The organism is Paraburkholderia monticola (assembly GCF_001580545.1).
Lineage (GTDB): Bacteria > Pseudomonadota > Gammaproteobacteria > Burkholderiales > Burkholderiaceae > Paraburkholderia > Paraburkholderia monticola.
Window position 1 is genome coordinate 67,015 of record NZ_LRBG01000039.1, and the last position, 19,079, is coordinate 86,093.

Genomic DNA, 19,079 nt, shown 5'->3' on the forward strand with positions numbered 1-19,079 from the left:
TTTGTCCGATCCAATTCAAAACGAATGCAATGACCCTCCCATCGCACGTCCCGCTCGTCGTCGCCACCCGTAATGCTCATGTCGAGCGGATCCACTGGGGCTCGGTGGCGGTGGTCGATGCCGCCGGCGCGCTGCTGGCCCACGCCGGCCACCCGCACGCGTGGGTGTTTTCCCGCTCGACGTTGAAGCCGTTCCAGGCGCTGCCCTTCGTGCGCGACGGCGGCCCCGGGCATTTCGGCTTCACCGATGCCGAGCTCGCGCTGACCTGTGCAAGCCACGGCGGCGAAGACATCCATGTCGACACGGTCACGGCGATGCTGGCAAAAATCGGCATGGCCGAGTCCGACCTGCGTTGCGGCGTGCACATGCCGGACCACTACGGCGAGAACGATCTGCCGCCGCGCGGCAGCGTGTTCGATCAGCGTCATCACAACTGTTCGGGCAAACACGCGGGCTTTCTCGGCTATTGCTGCATGCATGGCTATGCGCGCGCCAGCTATCTGGAGCGCGAACATGAGTTGCAGCAGGAGATCGGCCGCGAAGTCGCGCGGCTCGCCGACCTGTCCGCGTCCGAGCTGTGGTTCGGCATCGACGGCTGCAGCGCGCCGAACATCGGCATGCCGCTGTCGCGTCTCGCGATGATGTGGGGCAAGCTCGCCACCGGCGCATCGGGCGCGGGCGCCGCCACCGATGCGGCGCTCTCGCGCGTGTTCGCGGCCATGGCCGCGCATCCGCAAATGGTGTCGGGCACGGGCCGCTGCGATCTCGCGCTCGCCGACGCATCGAACGGCGACTGGGTCGCGAAAGTCGGCGCCGACGGCGTACACACCGTGGGCGTGCGCAGCCTCGGCATCGGCGTCGCGGTGAAGATGGCCGACGGCGACTTCAGCGCGGTCTACGCGACCACGATCGCGGTCCTGCGACAACTCGGCCTGCCGCTCGAAACCGAAGGCACGCCGCTCGCGAAATGGGCCGATCCGGTGCTGCGCAACGTGCGCGGCACGGCGGTCGGCCAACTGAAGGCCACGGTGCAACTGACATGGGCGTGAACGACAGCGCGCAGCTCGCTCGGCCCGCGGCGCTCGTCTCGCTGCGCGGCGTGAACAAATCATTCGGCGCGCAACAGGTGCTGTTCGACGTCGATCTCGACGTCGCGCCGGGGGAAGTGGTCGTCGTCATCGGGCCGTCGGGCTCGGGCAAGTCCACGTTATGCCGTTGCATCAACCGCCTGGAGACGATCGATTCGGGCGAGATCCTGCTCGCGGGCGAACGTCTGCCCGAAGAAGGCCGCGCGCTCGCGGCGATGCGCGCGCAGATCGGCATGGTGTTCCAGTCGTTCAATCTGTTCTCGCATCGCACGGTGCTGCAGAACGTCGCGATGGGGCCGCGCAAGGTGCTGCGCCAGTCGCGCAATGAAGCCGAGGCGCTCGCGCGTCGACTGCTCGCGCGCGTCGGTCTCGCGCACAAGGCCGATGCGGTGCCCGCGGAGCTATCCGGTGGCCAGCAACAGCGCGTCGCCCTCGCTCGCGCGCTGGCGATGCAGCCGAAGGTCATGCTGTTCGACGAACCCACCTCCGCGCTCGATCCCGAGATGGTCAGCGAAGTACTCGCGGTGATGCTCGAACTCGCGCAAAGCGGCATGACGATGGTCGTCGTCACGCATGAAATGGGCTTTGCGCGCCAGGCGGCGGACCGGATCGTGTTCATGGACGGCGGCCGCATCGTCGAAATCGCCGAGCCCGACGCATTTTTTAGCGCGCCTCGCTCGGAACGGGCGCGCGATTTTCTCTCCAGGATACTGGAGCACTGATTCTTATCGCTCGACCCGGCAGGGCCACCCTGCCTCGTATAACAGAGGAGATACCACCATGCGTTTGAAATCGATTGCAGTGCTCGCTTCGTGCCTCGCCGGCACCTTCTTTGCGGCGCTCGCGCCGGCCCACGCGGATACTTTTCCGGCCGACTCGACGATGGCGAAGATCCAGAAGAAAGGCAAGCTCGTGGTGGGCACGTCGCTCAATACCCTGATGTTCTCGGTGCGCAATCCGATGACGGGCCAGACCGAAGGCTTCGAAGGCGACCTCGCGCGGCTGCTCGCGAAGAAGCTGACGGGTTCCGAGGACAACGTCGAATGGGTGAAGACCACCACCGAGAACCGTCTGCCGTTCGTGCAGAACGGCCGCGTCGACGTGGTGATCGCGACGCTGACGATCAACGACGCGCGCAAGAAAGTGATCGGCTTCGCGGGTCCGTACTATGTCGCGGGACAGGACATTTTGACGAAGCGCGCTGATACGTCGATCCACAGCGTGACGGATCTGAACGGCAAGACCGCCTGCGTACTGAACGGCACGACCGTTGAAGACAACGTCAGGAAGCTCGCGCCTCAAGCGAAGTTCGTCACGTTCAACGACACGGCCGCGTGTGTCGAAGGCGTCGCCGACGGCCGCTTCGATGCGTACGTCGACGACGGCGCGACGCTCGCGGGCGAATCGCTGCGTCAGCCGAACAAATTCCGCATCGTCGGCAAGCCGTTCACGCAGGAGCCGTACGGCATGGGCGTCGCGAAGGACGACGCGGCGTTCCGTCAATGGATCGACACGCAACTCGAACAGTCGATCAAGGACGGCACGTGGAACAAGCTGTATGCGAAGAATCTCGAAGGCACGCTCGGCAAGCCGCAAGTGCCGACGATCGAGCGTTGATCTCCTGTTGATTGCATAGCCACTGCCTGCATGGACTTTCTGCATCCCCTGCTGCCGTTCGCGTGGCGCTTCATCGAAGCGATGGGCGTCACGATCGAGCTGACCGCGCTGTCGTTCGCGATGGCATTCGCGCTCGGCATCGCACTGACCGTGATGGCCGTGTGCCCGCTCACGCCATTGCGCTGGTTCGCCGCGACGTACGTCGAAATCATGCGCATGACGCCGCTGCTCGCGCTCCTGCTGCTGTTCGTGTTCGGCTTGCCGAAGCTCGGCTTCATGTACTCGTTGACCGCGTCGTCGGTGCTGGTGCTCGGCTTCTATACCGCGGCGTGGGTCGCGGAAGTCCTCAAGGCGGGGGTCAACGCGGTGCCGGCCGGTCAGGTCGAGGCGGCGCGCAGCATCGGCATGCGATTCGGCCAGGTGCTGGCGAACGTGGTGATTCCGCAGGCGATGCGCACCGTCATTCCGCCGCTCGGCAATCTGTTCGTCAATCAGATCAAGGCGTCGTCGATCGCCGCGGCGATCGGCGTGTTCGACATCACCTATACGGCGCAGCGCATCAACTTCGAAACCGCGCAGGCGGTGCCGACGTTCGCGGCCGCGATGGTCGCGTATATGGCGCTGACGATTCCCCTCGGCCTCATGATGCGACGGCTCGAACGAAAAATGGCGGTGGCCCGATGAGTCGTACACCTACGTTGTACGAACCGGCCGGGCCGCTTGGCCGCAAGCGGCAGCGGATCTTTTCGAGCGTCAGTGCGCTGGCCGTGGTCGGCCTGCTGATCGCGATCGGCATGCGCCTGCAAACGAGCGGACAGTTCGACGCCGACAAGTGGGCGATCTTCCTGCATTGGGGCACCGCGAAGTTTCTGTTCGACGGACTGGTCTCGACGATCATGGCGGCGGCCTGCTCGGCGCTGGCCGCGTTCGCGCTGGCGCTGCCGCTCGCGCTAGGGCGGCTGTCGACGCGTGCATGGCTTAGCCGGCTCGCGGGTGCCTACATCGAATTTTTCCGCGCGATTCCGCTGCTGCTGCTGATCCTGTTCATGGTGATCGAACTGCCGGCGCTTGGCTTCGACTGGCCGGCGCTCGGTTTCCTCGTGTTCGCGATGGCGCTGCATCATTCGGCGCTGACGGCCGAGGTCGTGCGCGCCGGCATTCTGTCACTGCCGCGCGGACAGCGCGAGGCGGCGCTCGCGCTCGGCATGCGGCCGTCGCAGGCGATGCTGCACGTGGTGCTGCCGCAGGCGCTGCGCAGCATGCTGCCGGCGCTGATCAGCTCGTTGCTCGCAATCGTGCAGGACACCTCGCTCGGCTATGTGATCCCCTATGACGAGTTGCTGCATCGCTCTCAGGACGTGTCGAGTTACGCGCCGCAGTCGCTGCTGCAGGCAGCCTTTATCGTCACGATGATGTATGGCGTGATCAGCGCGGTGCTGCTTTATCTGAAGCGCTGGGTGGTGCGGCGGCAGCGGCGGGCTGTAGCACGCAGCGCGGCGAAGCGTGCTGGCGCCGGTTCTGCTGATGCCGCGGAAGATTTGCGTCGTTCACAATTAGTTGTAAAAACAGACAGACTGAATTGATGGCGACGGCGAGTCCATTACACTCGCCGCGGCCAAGAATAAATTGACAAGCCACCCAGACGCGGTAGGATCAACGGAAATCTTTTCCGCGCCTTAACGCGCCCACGCGTTCCAAATAGTTAAATCGACAGCAAACCGTTAAACCGACCACCGATCTCACGCGCAAAAAAGACTGCCTTTATCAAAGGAGTTTCTCTTGCTTTGCTCCGCATTCCGCCTGCGTAGTCGTGCCGTATCGCTTCTGATCACCGGTTTGCCCCTCCTGCTTGCCGCCTGCAACGACCGGCAGGCAACCCCCACCGCCGCGTCGATGCCACCGGTACCCGTGCTGGTCGAAACGGTTTCCACCACCCCTGTCGCCGATGTCGTCGAGTTGCCGGGCCGCATCGAGGCCGTGCGCACCGCTGAGATTCGCGCGCGTGTCGATGGCATCGTCCAGCGCACGCTGTATCAGGAAGGCACGGACCTGCCGGCCAACGCCCCGCTCTTCCAGATCGACGCGAGCGACTATCGCGCGCAGTTGCAGCAGGCGCAGGCCGCGCTCTCGCGCGCGACCGCCGTGCGCGACAACGCGGCGTCGGTCGTGGATCGATTCAAGCCGCTGGTCGGCCGTCACGCGGTCAGCGCGCAGGAATACGACGCCGCGCTCGCCACCATGCAGCAGGCCCAGGCCAACGTCTCCGATGCGCAGGCCGCCGTGTCGCTCGCGCAACTGCGGCTCGATCGTTGCATCGTGCGCACGCCGATCGCCGGGCGCGCGGGCCGCGCGCTCGTCACCGAAGGCGCGCTCGTCAGCGCGGGCGCGGCCACCCTGCTCACCCAGGTCAACCAGTTGACACCGATCAACGCGGTGTTCACGCAGTCGAACACCGCGATGCTCGACGTCGAGCAGCAGATCCAGTCGGGCGCGCGCAAGCCGACCAGCATGAAGCACGTCGAGGTGCAATTGATCCTCGCGAACGGCCAGCTCTACAACGAGCCCGGCTTTCTGGACTTCGCCGATCTGGTCGTCGATCCGTCCACCGGTACGCAGACGGTGCGCGCGCAGTTCGCGAACCCGGACCGCACGCTATTGCCGGGGCAGTTCGTGCGCGGGCGCATCATCGCGGCGGGCAATCTGCAAGGCATCCGCATTCCCGAGCGCGCGGTGCAGCTCGATAACGGCATCGCGAGCGTCGCGCTGGTCGCCGACGACGGCACCGTGATCCGTCGCAACATCGATCTCGGTGAACAGGGCGAAGGACGCTGGACCGTGCGCGATGGCCTGAAGCCGGGCGAGCGGCTGATCGTCGATGGATGGCAGAAGGTGCAGCCGGGTCAGCGTGTCGACCCGCAGCCCGCGCCCGCTGCGTCGCCGACGGCGCAGTCGAACGCGTCGCCCGCCCCCGCTTCGACCGCGCACTGACGGGCTCGCCGATGAATCGATTCTTCGTTGCACGGCCGGTTTTCGCGTGGGTCATCGCCCTTTTCATCGTGCTGTTCGGCGCGATCGCGCTCGCGCTGCTGCCGGTCGAGCAGTACCCCGACGTCGCGCCGCCGTCGCTCAGCATCACCGCGGCCTTTAGCGGCGCCGACGCGAGCACGCTCGAGCGCACCGTCACCTCGATCATCGAAGACGAGATGAACGGCATCGAGAATTTTCTCTACATGTCGTCGGTCAGCCGCTCGAACGGCACGATGCAGATCACCGTGGTGCTGAAGCCCGGCACCAATCTCGACATCGCGCGCACCCAGGTGCAGGACCGTCTGAGCCGCGTCGAGCCGCGCCTGCCGCTCGAAGTCCGGCAGGTCGGCGTGCGCGTGACGAAGGCATCGTCGGGCTTTCTGATGCTGCTCGCGCTGCAGGCGACCGACGGCACCACCAGCGCCGTCGCGATGGGCAACTTCGCGTCGAACAACATCGTCAACGAGTTGCGCCGGATCGACGGCGTCGGCGACGTGCAGTTGTTCGGCTCGTCGTACGCGATGCGGATCTGGCTCGATCCGCGCAAGCTTGCGGGCTTCGGCCTGTCGGCCAGCGAGGTGCTGCAGGCGATCCAGGAGCAGAACAGCCAGACCGCGGGCGGCGGCCTCGGTGACCAGCCGATCGCGCCACACTCCGAATTCAGCGCGCAAATCGTCACGCAAAGCCGTTTCTCGACGCCCGAGCAGTTCCGCGAAATCATCGTGCGCGCGAATCCGGATGGCTCGACGGTGCGGGTGGGCGACGTCGCGCGCGTCGAGCTCGGCAACGACAGCTATGGCAATCGCCTGAGCGTCAACGGCAAGGCGTCGGCCGGTATCGCGATCCAGCTCGCGAGCGGTGCGAACGCGCTCGCGGTCGCCAACGCCGTGCGCCAGCGCATGACCGAATTGCAGCCGATCTTCCCGCGCGGCGTGACGTGGGCCGTGCCATTCGACACCACGCCGTTCATCACGACCTCGGTACACGGCGTGATCCGCACGATGGTCGAGGCGCTGCTGCTCGTGACCGTCGTGGTGTTCCTGTTCCTGCAGGACTGGCGCGCGACCGTGATCCCGACGATCGTCGTGCCGATCGCGCTGATCGGCACCTGCGCGGGGCTCTATCTGTTCGGGCTGTCGATCAACATTCTGTCGCTGTTCGGCATGGTGGTCGCGATCGGTATCCTCAACGACGACGCGATCGTCGTCGTCGAAAACGTCGCGCGCATCATGCGCGAGGAAGGGCTCAGCGCGCCGCGCGCGACCGTGAAAGCGGTCGGGCAGATATCGGGCGCGGCGATCGCGAGTACGCTCGTGCTCGTCGCGGTGTTCATTCCGATGGCGTTTTTTCCGGGCTCGACGGGCGGCATCTACCGGCAGTTCTCGGTCACGCTCGCGGTGTCGATCTTGCTGTCGACGCTGCTGGCGCTGACGCTCGGCGCCGCGTTGTGCGCGGCCTTGTTGCGCAGAGAGGCGGCCGCCAATGAGCGGCCGAAGAATGCGGCGTCGCGACTATTGCACCGCGTGTTCGACGGCTTCAATCGCGGGCTCGACGCGGGCACCACGCGCTACATCGGCGGTGTCGACTCGATGTTGCGCTCGCCTTTGCGCTGGATCCTGGTGTTCGTCGCGGCCTGCGCGATCACCGTGTTTTTCTTCATGCGGCTGCCAACCGGTTTTCTGCCGACCGAGGACCAGGGGCATATTTTCATCACGTACACCGGTGCGCCGGGTTCGACCGAGCAGCGCACGCAACATGCGATCGACCAGGTCGAGGCGTTCTTGCGGCAGCAGCCGCAGGTGCGCAACGTCGCGTCTGTGACGGGTTTCAGCTTCTTCGGCCAGGGGCAATCGGCGGCACTGTCGTTCGTCGATCTGAAGCCCTGGGACGAGCGCTCGGGCGAGGCGAATTCGGCGAGCGCGCTGGTGCGTCGCGCGAATGGCGCGTTCCGGCAGATTCCCGAAGCGATCATCTTCGCGCTCGACCCACCGCCGATCCCGTCGCTCGGCAATGCGACCGGCTTCACGATGAAGATCCAGGATCGCAGCGGCGTCGGCGGCGAAGCGCTGCAACAGGCGGCTCGGCGCATGATGATCGAGGCGTCGCAGAGTCCTGTGCTCGCGGGCGTGCGCGCCGAGGGCATGCCGGAGGCGCCGCAACTCTACGTCGAAATCGACCGCGTGAAGGCGCGCGCGCTGGGTCTGCAGATCGGTCAGGTCAACCAGGCGCTCGCGCTGACGTTCGGCTCGAACTACGTGAACGACTTCGTGTTCGAGGGCAATGTGCTGCGCGTGCTGTTGCAGGCGGACGCCGAGCAACGGATGCGCGCCGAGGATGTGACCTCGCTGCGCTTGCGCAACAACCGCGGCGAGATGGTGCCGTTCTCGTCGTTCACCCGCGTGCGCTGGATTTCCGGGCCGCAGCAGCTCGAACGCTATAACGGCTTTCCGTCGGCGACACTGTCGGGTCAGGCCGCGCCCGGCCGTTCGAGCGGCGCGGCGATCGCCGAGATGGAGCGCATCGCCTCGCACGTGTTGACCGGCAACCTGACCTACGAATGGACCGGCACCGCGTTCGAGGAAAAACAGGCGGCCGGCCAGATCGGCATGCTGCTGGGCTTGTCGCTCGTGGTCGTGTTCCTGCTGCTCGCGGCGCTGTACGAAAGCTGGGCGATTCCGGTGGCGGTGTTGCTGATCATCCCGTTCGGCGTGATCGGCGCGGTGGTGCTGACGATGCTGCGTGGACTGTCCGCGGACGTGTACTTCAACATCGGCCTCGTGACGATCATCGGCCTCGCCGCGAAGAACGCGATTCTGATCGTCGAGTTCGCGATCAAGGAGGAATCCGAAGGAAAAGACGCGCTGGCGGCTGCGAAAAACGGCGCGCAGCAGCGCCTGCGCCCTATTCTGATGACGAGCGTCACGTTCGTGCTGGGGATGCTGCCGCTCGTGCTCGCGACCGGCGCGGGCGCGGCGAGCCGGCGCGCGGTCGGCACCGGCGTGATGGGCAGCATGCTGACCGCGACGATGTTCGGCATCTTCTTTACGCCGCTATTCTATGTGGCCGCGCGCCGCTGGCTGAGCCGCAAGAAACGCAGCATCGATCTCGACGATGACGATCTGCCGACGGAGCTGGGTGGAGGACAGCGCGATGCCTAAGTGCCTTCATCAGTGCCTTCATCAGCGCCTGCTGTTACCCCTGCTCTGCTGCTCGCTCGCCGCGTGCAATTTCGCGCCGAAGTATCAGCAGCCCTCTCTGCCGATCGCCGATCACTTCGACATGACCGAGGCAGCCACGTCGGGCACCGCGCATCTGGCAGGCGAAGTCGACTGGCAGACGTTCTTCGCCGATCCGCAACTGAAGCTGCTGATCGAGACGGCGCTCGAGCGCAACCGCGATCTCGCCGCGTCGATCGCACGGATCGAGCAGGCGCGTGCGTTCTATCGCATCCAGAATGCCGCGCGTTTGCCGCAGGTCAATGCGAACGGCAGCGCGACCCGCACCAAGGCGCCGCTCGGTTCGTTCGATCCCGAGTTCGACAACACCGACATCTCGGTCCAGTTCAACCAGTACAACGTGCAGGCCGCGGTGACGTCGTTCGAACTCGACTTCTGGGGGCGCGTACGCAACTCCAGCGAAGCGGCACGGCGCCGGTATCTGGCGAGCGTCGAGGCACAGCACGCGTTCCGCTTGTCGCTGATCGGCAATGTCGCGTCGAACTACTACGCGATCCGCTCGGGCGAGGAAGGAATCGAGCTGGCGCAACAGACGCTCGAGAGCCGCCGCTACGCGCTCGACGTCGCGAAGCTGCGGCTCGACGCGGGCGTCACCTCGTCGGTCGACTACGACCAGGCCGCCATTCTCGTCACGCAGGCGCAGACGCAACTGGCGGAACTGCAACGGACCACCGCGCAGCAGCGTCATCTGCTCGAGGTGCTGATTGGCGGGCCGCTTGCCGAGTCGCTACCGCACGCGCCGCCGATCGCCGACGCCGCGCAGTTCCGCGAGCTCGATGCGGGCTTGCCGTCCGCGTTGCTGATCGACCGGCCGGACATCCAGCAGGCCGAGCAGCAGCTGCGCGCGGCCGATGCCGACATCGGCGTCGCGCGCGCGGACTTCTTTCCGCGCATCGCGTTGACGGGTAGCTTCGGGTATGTGTCGCCGGAACTGAGCGATCTGTTCGTACCGGCCAAGCAGGCGTGGTCGTTCGGCGCGCTGGTCGGCATGCCGATCTTCGACGCGGGACAGCGCCAGGCGCAACTATCGGCGGCGCGAGCGCGGCGCGACGAGCTGGTCGCGGATTATCAGCGCACCGTGCAGAACGCGTTCCGTGAGGTGTCCGATGCGTTGGTCGCGCGGCAACGCTACAAGGAGCAGATTGCGGCGCAGGAAGATGCGGTGCAAGCGCAGCGGCTACTCGCCGAAACGGCTCAGTTGCGCTACGACAATGGAATCTCGATCTATCTCGAGGTAGTGGATGCGCGACGCAATCAATTTGCCGCCGAGCAGCAACTGATCCAGCTTCGGGCGACGGCGTTGCAGAATGGGGTGTCGCTCTACGTCGCGTTGGGAGGCGGACCCGACGAGCCGCCGAACGTATCGCACAGCACGTCTCACGCGGATGGGGTCCAGCCGTCCAACTGAGGCACGCGCGCTACTTCAGCGCGCCGTGCCCGCCGCCGGCATTGCACCGGCGGGGTCTACTCATCAGCCGAGCGTCACTTCTACCGACGCTTCCGCCCCGTCGCGCACCACGGTGACGGACACGCTGTCGTCCGCCTGAGCGATCATGCGGCGCAGTTGCTCGACGCCGCGGACCACTTTGCCGTCGACGGCAACGATGATGTCGCCTGCCTGAATGCCGGCTTCCGCGGCCGGACCGGTGGCCTGCTGCACCACCACGCCGCCGGGCAACTGCGCTTCCTGCTGCTCGTCCTGGGTCAGCGGACGCACGGCGACGCCAAGACGCGGACGGTTTTGCTGCTGCGGCTGTTCCTGCTGCTGTTCGCGCGGCTCGGCCGACGCCAGGTCCGACGCCTGCTGCGTGCCCACCGTCACCGACAGCTTGCGTTCGCCGCCGTTGCGCCACACGCTGATCGTCGCTGCGCTGCCAGGCGACAGCTGGGCGACCTGCCCGACCAACTCCATGGCATTACCGATGTGCTTGCCGTTCACGCCGACGATCACGTCGCCCTTGCGCAGGCCAGCCGCCTGGGCGGGGCCATTCGGATCGACCGAACCGACCAGTGCGCCGCCCGTCGAGTCGAGGCCGAGCGCCTTCGCCTTGTCGGCGCTGAGCGGCTGTACGCCCACGCCGATGCGGCCGCGGGTCACGTGACCGGTGCTCACGAGCTGGTCTTTCACATGCATCGCTGCGTCGATCGGAATCGCGAACGACAGGCCCTGGAAGCCGCCGGTGCGCGAGTAGATCATCGAGTTGATGCCGATCACTTCGCCGTTCAGATTGAACAGCGGACCACCCGAGTTGCCTGGATTGACGGGCACGTCGGTCTGGATGAACGGGATCGGGCTGTCGTCGGACATCGAGCGCGATTTCGCGCTGATGATCCCCGAGGTCACCGTGCTGTCGAAACCGTACGGCGAGCCGATCGCCACGACCCATTCGCCGACCTTGCTGCTGTCCGGGTTGCCGATCTTCACGGTCGGCAGATTCGTCGCGTCGATCTTCACGACGGCCACGTCGGTCGCCTTGTCCTTGCCGATCACGCGCGCGTGGAATTCGCGGCCGTCGGTCAGCTTCACGCTCACGCTGGTCGCGCCGTCGACGACGTGATTGTTGGTCAGGATGTAACCGTCCTGGCTGATGATGAAGCCCGAGCCCAGCGCTTCGCCGCCGCTCTTGCGTTGACCGTTTTCGTCGACGGTCGCGGCTTCTTTCACGCCGATATGCACGACCGCCGGACCATAGCGCGACACGATGCCCGAGAAGTCCGGTGCCGACGAGCGCGAGCCGACGATATCGGCCGCCGCGTGCAGCGACGACGTCGGGCCCTGCGTGGTGTTCACGGACGCATCGGCAGTGCGATGGCTGAGCGCATATGCGCCGCCGAATGCGAGGACGACGCAGATCGCAGCGCTACCGCGCCAATAATTTTTGGTGGTCATAGTCAGGGAATGTTGCGGAGGGTTACGTGGTGGATGCGTAATTTAGGCGCCTCCACTTAAAGCAGGCTTAAAGATGGTGTTCGATCGGAATCAGCGCGCGAGCCTTGATTTATGGACCAGTTGCGCGTATTGAGCGCTTGGCGAGTATTGCGCGATTGACGCGATCGTTGCACAGGCATCGTTCGTACTTTCAGCGGCGGCGGCGCGGCGCAATGTCGTGCCGGACCAGTAATTTCCCCAGGATTGACCCCGCCGAAACCGGTTCCGATAATAGCCATATGGTGGACTTCGTATCCACAATGTGGACATGAAGTTTTTTCAGCACACTTCGCGAGGAACTTCCCCATGCCCGACGCCGATCAATCCGCCCTGACGCCTTACCAGTTGCCGTTCCCGAAGGAAGCGCAAAAGGAAATCGTCGTGCCTTTCGCGATTCCGACCGACGAACGCGTCTGGGTTCCGCAGGCCGAAAACGTGTCGTTTCGCCCGCTGTGCCTGAATGCGTCGCAGGGATACTGGATGAATCTGCTGCGTGTACGCCGCTCGGGCGTGCTGAGCCGGCATCGTCATCCGCAGGGCGTGCACGGCATGGTGCTCAAGGGCCGCTGGCGTTATCTCGAACACGACTGGGTCGCCACCGAAGGCAGCTACGTCTACGAGCCGCCGGGCGAAACGCATACGCTCTTCGTGCCCGAGGACGTCGAGGAAATGATCACGTACTTCCAGGTCAACGGCGTGATGTTCTATTGCGATCCGTACGGCAACTACACCGGCTACGAAGACGTCTTCACGAAGATCGACATGTGCCGCAAGCACTACGCGACGGTCGGCCTCGGGGAAGACTACGTCGACCAGTTCATCCGCTAGACGAGCGCGCGTGCGCACCAACAGAACAACAACGGCAGCACCATTCCCCATCAGCAGGACACCTTGCGCAGGAGACAAACATGCCTCAGAAGTCGCAGCGTCTGAAACGTATTCAGGTGGTCGCCGTCGTCTTTCTGACGGTTGCTGGCATCGTCAACTATCTCGACCGCAGCACGTTGTCGATCGCGAATCATCTGATCAGCGATGAATTGCATCTGTCCGCTTCGCAGATGGGGCTGCTGCTGTCCGCGTTCTCATTGTCGTATGCGTTCGCGCAACTGCCGGTCGGCGCGCTGCTCGACCGTTTCGGTTCGCGCGTGATGCTCGGGCTCGGCATGCTCGTGTGGTCGGTTGCACAGGTCGCCGGCGGCTTCATCCAGACGCTCAATCACTTTCTGGGCGCGCGCGTCGTGCTCGGTATCGCCGAGGCACCGCTGTTTCCGGCCGGCGCGAAAGTCGTCAGCGAATGGTTCGCGGTGCGCGAGCGCGGCACGCCGATCGGCACGTTCATCTCGTCATCGACCATTGCGCCGATGATCGCACCGCCGCTGCTCACCGTGCTGATGCTTTCCTTCGGATGGCGAACGATGTTCGTGATCATGGGGGTGGTCGGCATCATCGTCGCGCTCGCCTGGTACGTCGTCTATCGCAATCGCAGCGAAATCGCGCTGACCACGGAAGAGACCGCGCACCTGAACGAAGGTTCGACGACCCAGGACAACCCGCAGGGCTTGAGCTGGTCCGAATGGGGCGCCCTCTTCAAGCTGCGCAATACGTGGGGCATGATCTTCGGCTTCATGGGCGTGATCTACATGGTGTGGCTCTATCTGACGTGGCTGCCCGGCTATCTGGAGCGCGAGCGTCATCTGAGCATCGCGCACACCGGCTGGGTCGTCGCGATTCCGTATGTGTTCGGGACGATCGGCATGGCGAGCAGCGGCCTGATCGCCGACTACCTGCTCAAGCGCGGCATGGCGCCGATCCGCAGCCGCAAGTGGCCGCTGTGCATCGGCCTCGTCGGAGCGGCTGCGTTTACGGTGCCGGCCGCGTATACGCCGAGCACGACGCTCGCGGTCGTCTACGTGTCGCTCGCGATGCTGTTCGTGAACCTGTCGAGCGGCAGTGCATGGGCGCTCGTCAGCGTCGCGGCGCCGCGACACCTGGTGGCCTCGCTCGGCAGCATGCAGAACTTCGGCGGCTATCTGGGCGGCTCGTTCGCGCCGGTGATCACCGGCATCGTCGTCGATCGGACGCATTCGTTCGTCAATGCGCTGCTGATCAGCGCGGCCGTCGCGTTCGCGGCGGCGCTGGTCTATCTGTTCGTCGTCAAGGAAGTGGCGCCCGTGCCGCTCGCGAGCGCGATCGAAACCCAACCCACCTGAGGCGGCGTTTCACATGACCTTTCAGAACCAGCTACTCGAAGGCAAAACCGCGCTCGTGACCGGCGGCTTGTCCGGCATCGGCGCGGCGATCGCCAACGCGCTCGCGCAACTCGGCGCGCACACGGTCGCGGCCGGCCTGCCGCTGCCTGAAGGCGCGCCCGATACGCTGAATTGCGAGATCGCCCGCGTCACGCTCGACGTACGCTCGACAGAGGCCGTCACCGCCGCGGTAAGCGCGTTCGAGCGTCTCGACATCGTGATCAATTGCGCGGGTGTGATCAGCCGCGGCGAGGAGCATCGCCTCGACGTGTTCGAACGTGTGATGGATATCAACCTGAACGGCACGATGCGCGTGTGCGCGGCCGCGCGCGACTTGCTGAAGGCATCCACCGGCTGCATCGTCAATACGGCATCGATGCTCAGTTTTTTCGGCGGCGGGCTCGTGCCGGCCTATAGCGCGAGCAAGGGCGCGGTCGCGCAACTGACGAAGTCGCTCGCGCTCGCTTACGCCGCCGACGGCATTCGCGTCAACGCGATCGCGCCGGGCTGGATCGCGACGCCGCTCACCCAGGCGTTGCAGGACGATGACGGCCGCTCGCAGGCCATCATCGAGCGCACGCCGCTGCGTCGCTGGGGCACACCCGAAGAAGTCGCGCAGGTCGCGGTGTTTCTGTGCACCCCGGCGGCTTCGTTCATGACGGGCGCGATCGTGCCGGTCGACGGCGGGTATCTCGTCGCGTGATCGAGCAGGCATAATTGCGCACCCCTACCCTGCCTCTGTGCGATGTCGCGTTCCGCTTCCAAACCCCCTGCTCGCGCCGGCACTGCTGCCGCCAGGCAAGTCGACGCTAAAGCCGACACCAAGGCCGTCGCCGGCGCCGCCGCGTTCTCGAAGTTCATCGCGGTGCTGCAATTGATCGCCGACGCGCAATCGCCGCCCAACGTCGCGAAGCTGAGCGCGGCGAGCGGCTATCCGCGCCCGACCGTGCATCGCATCGTCGCCGCCTTGCAGGCCGAAGGGCTGATCGTCGCGACCGGCAGCGGCAACACGTTTGGCCTCGGCGCGCGCCTGATCAATCTCGCGAGCCATAGCTGGGAGCGCTCGGACTTGCGGCTCGCGGCCGTCGACGCGTTGATGGCACTGCGCGACCTCACCTCGGAGACGATCCACCTCGCGGTGCCGAGCCAGGGCGAGATGGTCTACATCGAGAAGCTGGAGAGCCCGCACGCGGTGCGCATGGCCTCGCGGATCGGCACGCGGGTGTCGCTGACCTCGAGCTCGGTCGGCAAGGCATATCTGGCCACACTTGGCGAGCCGGAGCGCGAGGCGCTGCTGAAGGACGCGCCGCTCGCGCGGTTCACCGAGCACACGCTGACCGATCTGGACGCCGTGCGCCGCGAGCTCGAAGCGACCGTACAACGCGGCTACGCGGAGGATCGCGAGGAGAACGAAGCATCGATCTGCTGCTACGGCGCGGCGATTCGCGGCCCCGACGGTCGCGCGCTCGGCTGCGTGAGCATCAGCATGCCGACCTTCCGCCAACGCGACGATGTGCAAGCCGCTTACATCGAGCCCCTGCTCGCGGCGTGCCGCACGATCGCGGCCCGCCTGGGCCCGGGCAGCGAAAGATAGCGGACGATGGTGCCACATCACGGCCGCGCCCGTCGATAAACTGCTATTCTTGCTGTCGCGCGGCCGCTCTTGCCGCGAGCCGCATGCAAGCGGCAGACCCCGACAGCCTCCCGGCGGCGCTCACGCGCCCGACTTTGCACAGACAGGAATACGCATGTTCGGTTTTCTGCGCGGCTACTTTTCGAACGACCTCGCGATCGACCTCGGCACCTCGAACACGCTGATCTACATGCGCGGCAAGGGCATCGTGCTCGACGAGCCGTCGGTCGTGTCGATTCGCCAGGAAGGCGGCCCGAACGGCAAGAAGATCATTCTCGCCGTCGGCCGCGAAGCGAAGCAGATGCTCGGCAAGGTGCCGGGCAACATCGAGGCGATCCGCCCAATGAAAGACGGCGTGATCGCCGATTTCAACATCACCCAGCAGATGATCAAGCGCTTCATCCAGATGGCGCACGAGTCGCGGCTGTTCGCGCCGTCGCCGCGCATCATCATCTGCGTGCCGTGCGGCTCGACCCAGGTCGAGCGCCGCGCGATCAAGGAGGCCGCGCATAGCGCGGGCGCCTCGCAGGTCTATCTGATCGAGGAGCCGATGGCCGCGGCGACCGGCGCCGGCCTGCCGGTGTCGGAGGCCACGGGCTCGATGGTCGTCGATATCGGCGGCGGCACCACCGAGGTCGGCGTGATCTCGCTCGGCGGCATCGTCTACAAGGGCTCGGTGCGCGTCGGCGGCGACAAGTTCGACGACGCGATCGTCAACTACATCCGCCGCAACTACGGCATGCTGATCGGCGAGCAGACCGCCGAGGCGATCAAGAAGGAAATCGGCTCCGCGTTCCCGGGCTCCGAGGTCATGGAGATGGAAGTGAAAGGCCGCAACATGTCCGAGGGCATTCCACGCAGCTTCACGGTGTCGAGCAACGAGATTCTCGAGGCGTTGACCGATCCGCTGAACCAGATCGTGTCGTCGGTGAAGATCGCGCTCGAACAGACGCCGCCGGAACTCGGCGCGGACATCGCCGAGCGCGGCATCATGCTCGCGGGCGGCGGCGCGCTACTGCGCGACCTCGACCGCCTGCTTGCCGAAGAAACCGGCCTGCCGGTATTCGTCGCCGAGGCGCCGCTGACCTGCGTCGTGCGCGGCTCGGGCATGGCGCTGGAGCGGATCGAGAAGTTCGGCAACTCGTTCTCCTACGACTGAAGCGCGTGCCCTCCACCGAGCGATGACGCCACAGCCCGCCTACGAGCCCCCCGTCGACGAAACCGAATTGCTGCTGAAATGGATTCGCCGCGCGCGCGAGTCGCAGATGAGCCATTACGACATGGCGGACCTGCTGTCGGCGCGCGAGCGCGGCATCGGCTGGCTCGTGACCGTGCTGACCGCGTTCGTCGGCACGGCGGTGTTCGCGTCGTTGAGCACGCCGCCGGTGTCGATCGAGATGCGGATTTTCGTTGGGCTCGTCAGCGTGGCGGCGGTGATTTCGGCCGCCTTGCAGATGTTCCTGCGTTATGCCGAGCGTGCCGAGAAGCATCGCGCGGCCGGTGCGCGCTACGGCGCGGTGCGCCGGCGGCTCGAAGCCGTGTTTGCCGGCGACGCCGACGCGCGCGAAGCGCACTACCTCACCGCGATCCGTACCGAACTCGACCGGCTCGCGGAGGATTCGCCGAATGTGCCGCCGCGTGTCTTCTATCGCACGCAGCGCACGTTGAGGGCGGACAAACCACACCGGCGGGATGTGTAAAACGCGCCGAATGCGGCTTGTCGTTTCAGTTCACAAATCGTCCGCGCTGATCCCCAGCTCCGTCGCCATGCGACGCACGACGACCTGCAGCCGGCTGACTTCATCGGCGAGGCGTTTCTGCTCGGCTTTCAGCGCCTCGAACGCGGACAGCGGCACGCTCTCGTCCTCGCTCGCGGCAGACTGCGCGATCTCGCTCACGCTGACCTCGCCGCACAACAGATGCATCCAGCGCGGCTCGCGTTCGCCCGCCATGCGCGGCAGCCGGACGACGCGAGCCGGATCGTTCGCGGCAAGCTCGTCGAGAAACGCCTCGACCGACGAAATATCGGCGAAACCATGGAAGCGCGCGCTGTTCAGGCGCAATTCGGCGGCCGTTTGCGGGCCGCGCAGCAGCAGCGTGGTCAGCAGCGCGACCGACTGTCCGGGCAGCCCGAGCACGCGGTTCATGTTGTGTTCGAAGCGCGGCACGCGGCTGCTGCTGCCTTCGAACACGAGGCTCAGGCGTTTCAATCCGTCGATGGCGGTCAGCACCTCGGCCTCGGTCGCGTTCATCACCGGCGCGCGGCCGGTCTTCTGATTGCAGCCGAGCGTCAGCGCGTTCAGCGACAGCGGATAGCTGTCGGGCACCGTGTGCTGCTTTTCGACGAGCACGCCGAGAACACGTCCTTCGAGCGTGGTCAGCGCGCGCAGCGGAGGGCGGGAAGGAGCGTCGGGAGTGGAATTCATGGGGATGCGAGGTCTCTTGGAAGATGCGCGCCGTTCGCGGCTGGAAGGCGCGTTCTGTCAGGTGGGCAATATGCTAAACGCCGCCGCTCAAGCCGTCTTCGAATACTTGAACGTGCCCTGCGCGCTCGCGATCAGCAGTTTGCCGTCCACCCATGCTTCGGCGCGCGAAAAGAAAATCGAGCGGCCTGCCCGTTCGAGAAAACCCTTCGCCGTGACCGACGCCCCGAGCCCCTTGTCGAGATAGTTGGTGGTCAGCGACAGCGTGAAGCCATGCCGCGCTGGCTGCCCCGCCGGCGCGTAAAGGCCCGCGTAGCCCGCGGCGGCGTCGAGCAGGGTCGCGATCGCGCCGCCTTGCAGCACGCCCTGACGATTGAGCTTGCTCGCGTCGATCGACATCAGCAGTTCGGCGTAACCGTCGCGCCATTGCGTCAGACGCACACCGAGCGATTCGAGAAACGGGTTGTCGATGGGGAAGTCGGACATGATTCGGGCCTTGCCAGTGTCGGATCGGATCATCAGCATACCCGCGAACGCGCGGCGGCAGCGCCGGGACGCGCACGCGCATGCGGGCAAAATCCGCGGCATCTGCTAGTGTGAGTGAATCAGCATTCCGTTTCGTGGAGAGTCGATGGCGTCCAACCGCCTGACCGATGCGCAGATCGCCGCCGAAGCGACGCGCCGCCTCGCGTGGGACGCCGCCATCCCGCCCGGCGCCGTGCTCGTGAAAGTCGCGCGGGGGCGCATCACGCTGTCGGGCGAGCTTCAGCACGAAGCCCAGCGCACCGCGATGCTCGAAGACGTGAGGCGGCTGTTCGGTGTCACCGGCATCGTGGACCGTACCGTCGTCACGACGGGCTGACGGAGCTGACGGGGC

General features: G+C 65.7%; 18 protein-coding genes. 15 read left to right on the plus strand and 3 right to left on the minus strand.

Annotated elements, in window-relative coordinates:
- The first annotated feature begins 29 nt into the window (after positions 1–29).
- The 8 genes from CI15_RS31410 to CI15_RS31445 all read left to right on the plus strand — a co-directional run bounded on the left by CI15_RS31410 (position 30) and on the right by CI15_RS31445 (position 10,376).
- A complete protein-coding gene (locus CI15_RS31410; RefSeq protein WP_062136492.1) occupies positions 30–1,049 on the plus strand; it encodes an asparaginase in 1,020 nt (339 codons plus the stop codon).
- A complete protein-coding gene (locus CI15_RS31415) occupies positions 1,040–1,810 on the plus strand; it encodes an amino acid ABC transporter ATP-binding protein (protein ID WP_062136494.1) in 771 nt (256 codons plus the stop codon). The genes CI15_RS31410 and CI15_RS31415 overlap by 10 nt, the downstream gene beginning before the upstream one ends.
- A gap of 58 nt (positions 1,811–1,868) precedes the next feature.
- The gene (locus CI15_RS31420) at positions 1,869–2,705 is read left to right on the plus strand and encodes a glutamate ABC transporter substrate-binding protein (RefSeq protein WP_062136501.1); all 837 of its coding nucleotides are present in this window, start codon (positions 1,869–1,871) and stop codon (positions 2,703–2,705) included.
- Positions 2,706–2,735: 30 nt separating this feature from the next.
- Positions 2,736–3,389, plus strand: a complete 654-nt coding sequence (locus CI15_RS31425) for an amino acid ABC transporter permease (RefSeq protein ID WP_062136504.1) — start codon at positions 2,736–2,738, stop codon at positions 3,387–3,389.
- On the plus strand, positions 3,386–4,288 hold the full coding sequence (locus CI15_RS31430; protein WP_082814346.1) for an amino acid ABC transporter permease: 903 nt from the start codon (positions 3,386–3,388) through the stop codon (positions 4,286–4,288). Before CI15_RS31425 ends, CI15_RS31430 begins: the two co-directional genes overlap by 4 nt.
- A gap of 196 nt (positions 4,289–4,484) precedes the next feature.
- Positions 4,485–5,693: an efflux RND transporter periplasmic adaptor subunit gene (locus CI15_RS31435; protein ID WP_062136510.1), complete on the plus strand. Its 1,209-nt coding sequence runs from the start codon at positions 4,485–4,487 to the stop codon at positions 5,691–5,693.
- A gap of 11 nt (positions 5,694–5,704) precedes the next feature.
- Entirely contained in the window at positions 5,705–8,890 is a 3,186-nt protein-coding gene (locus CI15_RS31440) for a multidrug efflux RND transporter permease subunit (protein ID WP_062136513.1), read from the plus strand.
- Positions 8,883–10,376, plus strand: coding sequence for an efflux transporter outer membrane subunit (locus CI15_RS31445; protein ID WP_062138304.1), 1,494 nt, complete (start codon positions 8,883–8,885; stop codon positions 10,374–10,376). Before CI15_RS31440 ends, CI15_RS31445 begins: the two co-directional genes overlap by 8 nt.
- 63 nt (positions 10,377–10,439) lie before the next feature.
- Here the strand turns inward: CI15_RS31445 and CI15_RS31450 are convergent, their stop codons facing one another.
- Positions 10,440–11,858, minus strand: a complete 1,419-nt coding sequence (locus CI15_RS31450; RefSeq protein ID WP_062136516.1) for a trypsin-like peptidase domain-containing protein — start codon at positions 11,856–11,858, stop codon at positions 10,440–10,442.
- 345 nt (positions 11,859–12,203) lie between these two features.
- Between CI15_RS31450 and CI15_RS31455 the strand changes: the two genes are divergently transcribed.
- The 6 genes from CI15_RS31455 (at position 12,204) to CI15_RS31480 (ending at position 17,479) form a co-directional block, all read left to right on the plus strand.
- Complete coding sequence (locus CI15_RS31455; RefSeq protein ID WP_062136519.1) at positions 12,204–12,725, plus strand: 2,4'-dihydroxyacetophenone dioxygenase family protein; 522 nt, start codon at positions 12,204–12,206, stop codon at positions 12,723–12,725.
- An 80-nt stretch (positions 12,726–12,805) separates the two neighbouring features.
- Positions 12,806–14,107: an MFS transporter gene (locus tag CI15_RS31460; protein WP_062136521.1), complete on the plus strand. Its 1,302-nt coding sequence runs from the start codon at positions 12,806–12,808 to the stop codon at positions 14,105–14,107.
- A 13-nt stretch (positions 14,108–14,120) separates the two neighbouring features.
- Entirely contained in the window at positions 14,121–14,849 is a 729-nt protein-coding gene (locus CI15_RS31465) for an SDR family NAD(P)-dependent oxidoreductase (RefSeq protein WP_062136525.1), read from the plus strand.
- A 42-nt stretch (positions 14,850–14,891) separates the two neighbouring features.
- Complete coding sequence (locus CI15_RS31470) at positions 14,892–15,740, plus strand: IclR family transcriptional regulator (protein WP_062136528.1); 849 nt, start codon at positions 14,892–14,894, stop codon at positions 15,738–15,740.
- Between the two features lie 154 nt (positions 15,741–15,894).
- Entirely contained in the window at positions 15,895–16,938 is a 1,044-nt protein-coding gene (locus CI15_RS31475) for a rod shape-determining protein (RefSeq protein WP_062136531.1), read from the plus strand.
- A gap of 22 nt (positions 16,939–16,960) precedes the next feature.
- Complete coding sequence (locus CI15_RS31480) at positions 16,961–17,479, plus strand: SLATT domain-containing protein (RefSeq protein WP_062136535.1); 519 nt, start codon at positions 16,961–16,963, stop codon at positions 17,477–17,479.
- Between the two features lie 30 nt (positions 17,480–17,509).
- Here the strand turns inward: CI15_RS31480 and CI15_RS31485 are convergent, their stop codons facing one another.
- Positions 17,510–18,205, minus strand: coding sequence for a YceH family protein (locus CI15_RS31485; protein WP_062136537.1), 696 nt, complete (start codon positions 18,203–18,205; stop codon positions 17,510–17,512).
- An 87-nt stretch (positions 18,206–18,292) separates the two neighbouring features.
- Positions 18,293–18,688, minus strand: coding sequence for a PaaI family thioesterase (locus CI15_RS31490; protein ID WP_062138306.1), 396 nt, complete (start codon positions 18,686–18,688; stop codon positions 18,293–18,295).
- 145 nt (positions 18,689–18,833) lie between these two features.
- On the opposite strand from CI15_RS31490, the gene CI15_RS31495 reads away from it, so the two are divergent.
- Positions 18,834–19,064 carry a BON domain-containing protein gene (locus CI15_RS31495; RefSeq protein WP_062136539.1) on the plus strand — a complete coding sequence of 77 codons (231 nt, stop codon included), beginning with the start codon at positions 18,834–18,836 and terminating at the stop codon, positions 19,062–19,064.
- Positions 19,065–19,079 lie beyond the last annotated feature (15 nt).

What these genes read in the sequence shown, in the direction of transcription:
- CI15_RS31410 (WP_062136492.1), top strand. Translation starts at nt 30, where the DNA reads ATGACCCTCCCATCGCACGTCCCGCTCGTCGTCGCCACCCGTAATGCT.
- CI15_RS31425 (WP_062136504.1), top strand. Translation starts at nt 2,736, where the DNA reads ATGGACTTTCTGCATCCCCTGCTGCCGTTCGCGTGGCGCTTCATCGAA.
- CI15_RS31440 (WP_062136513.1), top strand. Translation starts at nt 5,705, where the DNA reads ATGAATCGATTCTTCGTTGCACGGCCGGTTTTCGCGTGGGTCATCGCC.
- CI15_RS31465 (WP_062136525.1), top strand. Translation starts at nt 14,121, where the DNA reads ATGACCTTTCAGAACCAGCTACTCGAAGGCAAAACCGCGCTCGTGACC.
- CI15_RS31430 (WP_082814346.1), top strand. Translation starts at nt 3,386, where the DNA reads ATGAGTCGTACACCTACGTTGTACGAACCGGCCGGGCCGCTTGGCCGC.
- CI15_RS31420 (WP_062136501.1), top strand. Translation starts at nt 1,869, where the DNA reads ATGCGTTTGAAATCGATTGCAGTGCTCGCTTCGTGCCTCGCCGGCACC.
- CI15_RS31485 (WP_062136537.1), bottom strand. Translation starts at nt 18,205, where the DNA reads ATGAATTCCACTCCCGACGCTCCTTCCCGCCCTCCGCTGCGCGCGCTG.
- CI15_RS31455 (WP_062136519.1), top strand. Translation starts at nt 12,204, where the DNA reads ATGCCCGACGCCGATCAATCCGCCCTGACGCCTTACCAGTTGCCGTTC.
- CI15_RS31445 (WP_062138304.1), top strand. Translation starts at nt 8,883, where the DNA reads ATGCCTAAGTGCCTTCATCAGTGCCTTCATCAGCGCCTGCTGTTACCC.
- CI15_RS31415 (WP_062136494.1), top strand. Translation starts at nt 1,040, where the DNA reads ATGGGCGTGAACGACAGCGCGCAGCTCGCTCGGCCCGCGGCGCTCGTC.
- CI15_RS31450 (WP_062136516.1), bottom strand. Translation starts at nt 11,858, where the DNA reads ATGACCACCAAAAATTATTGGCGCGGTAGCGCTGCGATCTGCGTCGTC.
- CI15_RS31470 (WP_062136528.1), top strand. Translation starts at nt 14,892, where the DNA reads ATGTCGCGTTCCGCTTCCAAACCCCCTGCTCGCGCCGGCACTGCTGCC.
- CI15_RS31480 (WP_062136535.1), top strand. Translation starts at nt 16,961, where the DNA reads ATGACGCCACAGCCCGCCTACGAGCCCCCCGTCGACGAAACCGAATTG.
- CI15_RS31460 (WP_062136521.1), top strand. Translation starts at nt 12,806, where the DNA reads ATGCCTCAGAAGTCGCAGCGTCTGAAACGTATTCAGGTGGTCGCCGTC.
- CI15_RS31475 (WP_062136531.1), top strand. Translation starts at nt 15,895, where the DNA reads ATGTTCGGTTTTCTGCGCGGCTACTTTTCGAACGACCTCGCGATCGAC.
- CI15_RS31495 (WP_062136539.1), top strand. Translation starts at nt 18,834, where the DNA reads ATGGCGTCCAACCGCCTGACCGATGCGCAGATCGCCGCCGAAGCGACG.
- CI15_RS31490 (WP_062138306.1), bottom strand. Translation starts at nt 18,688, where the DNA reads ATGTCCGACTTCCCCATCGACAACCCGTTTCTCGAATCGCTCGGTGTG.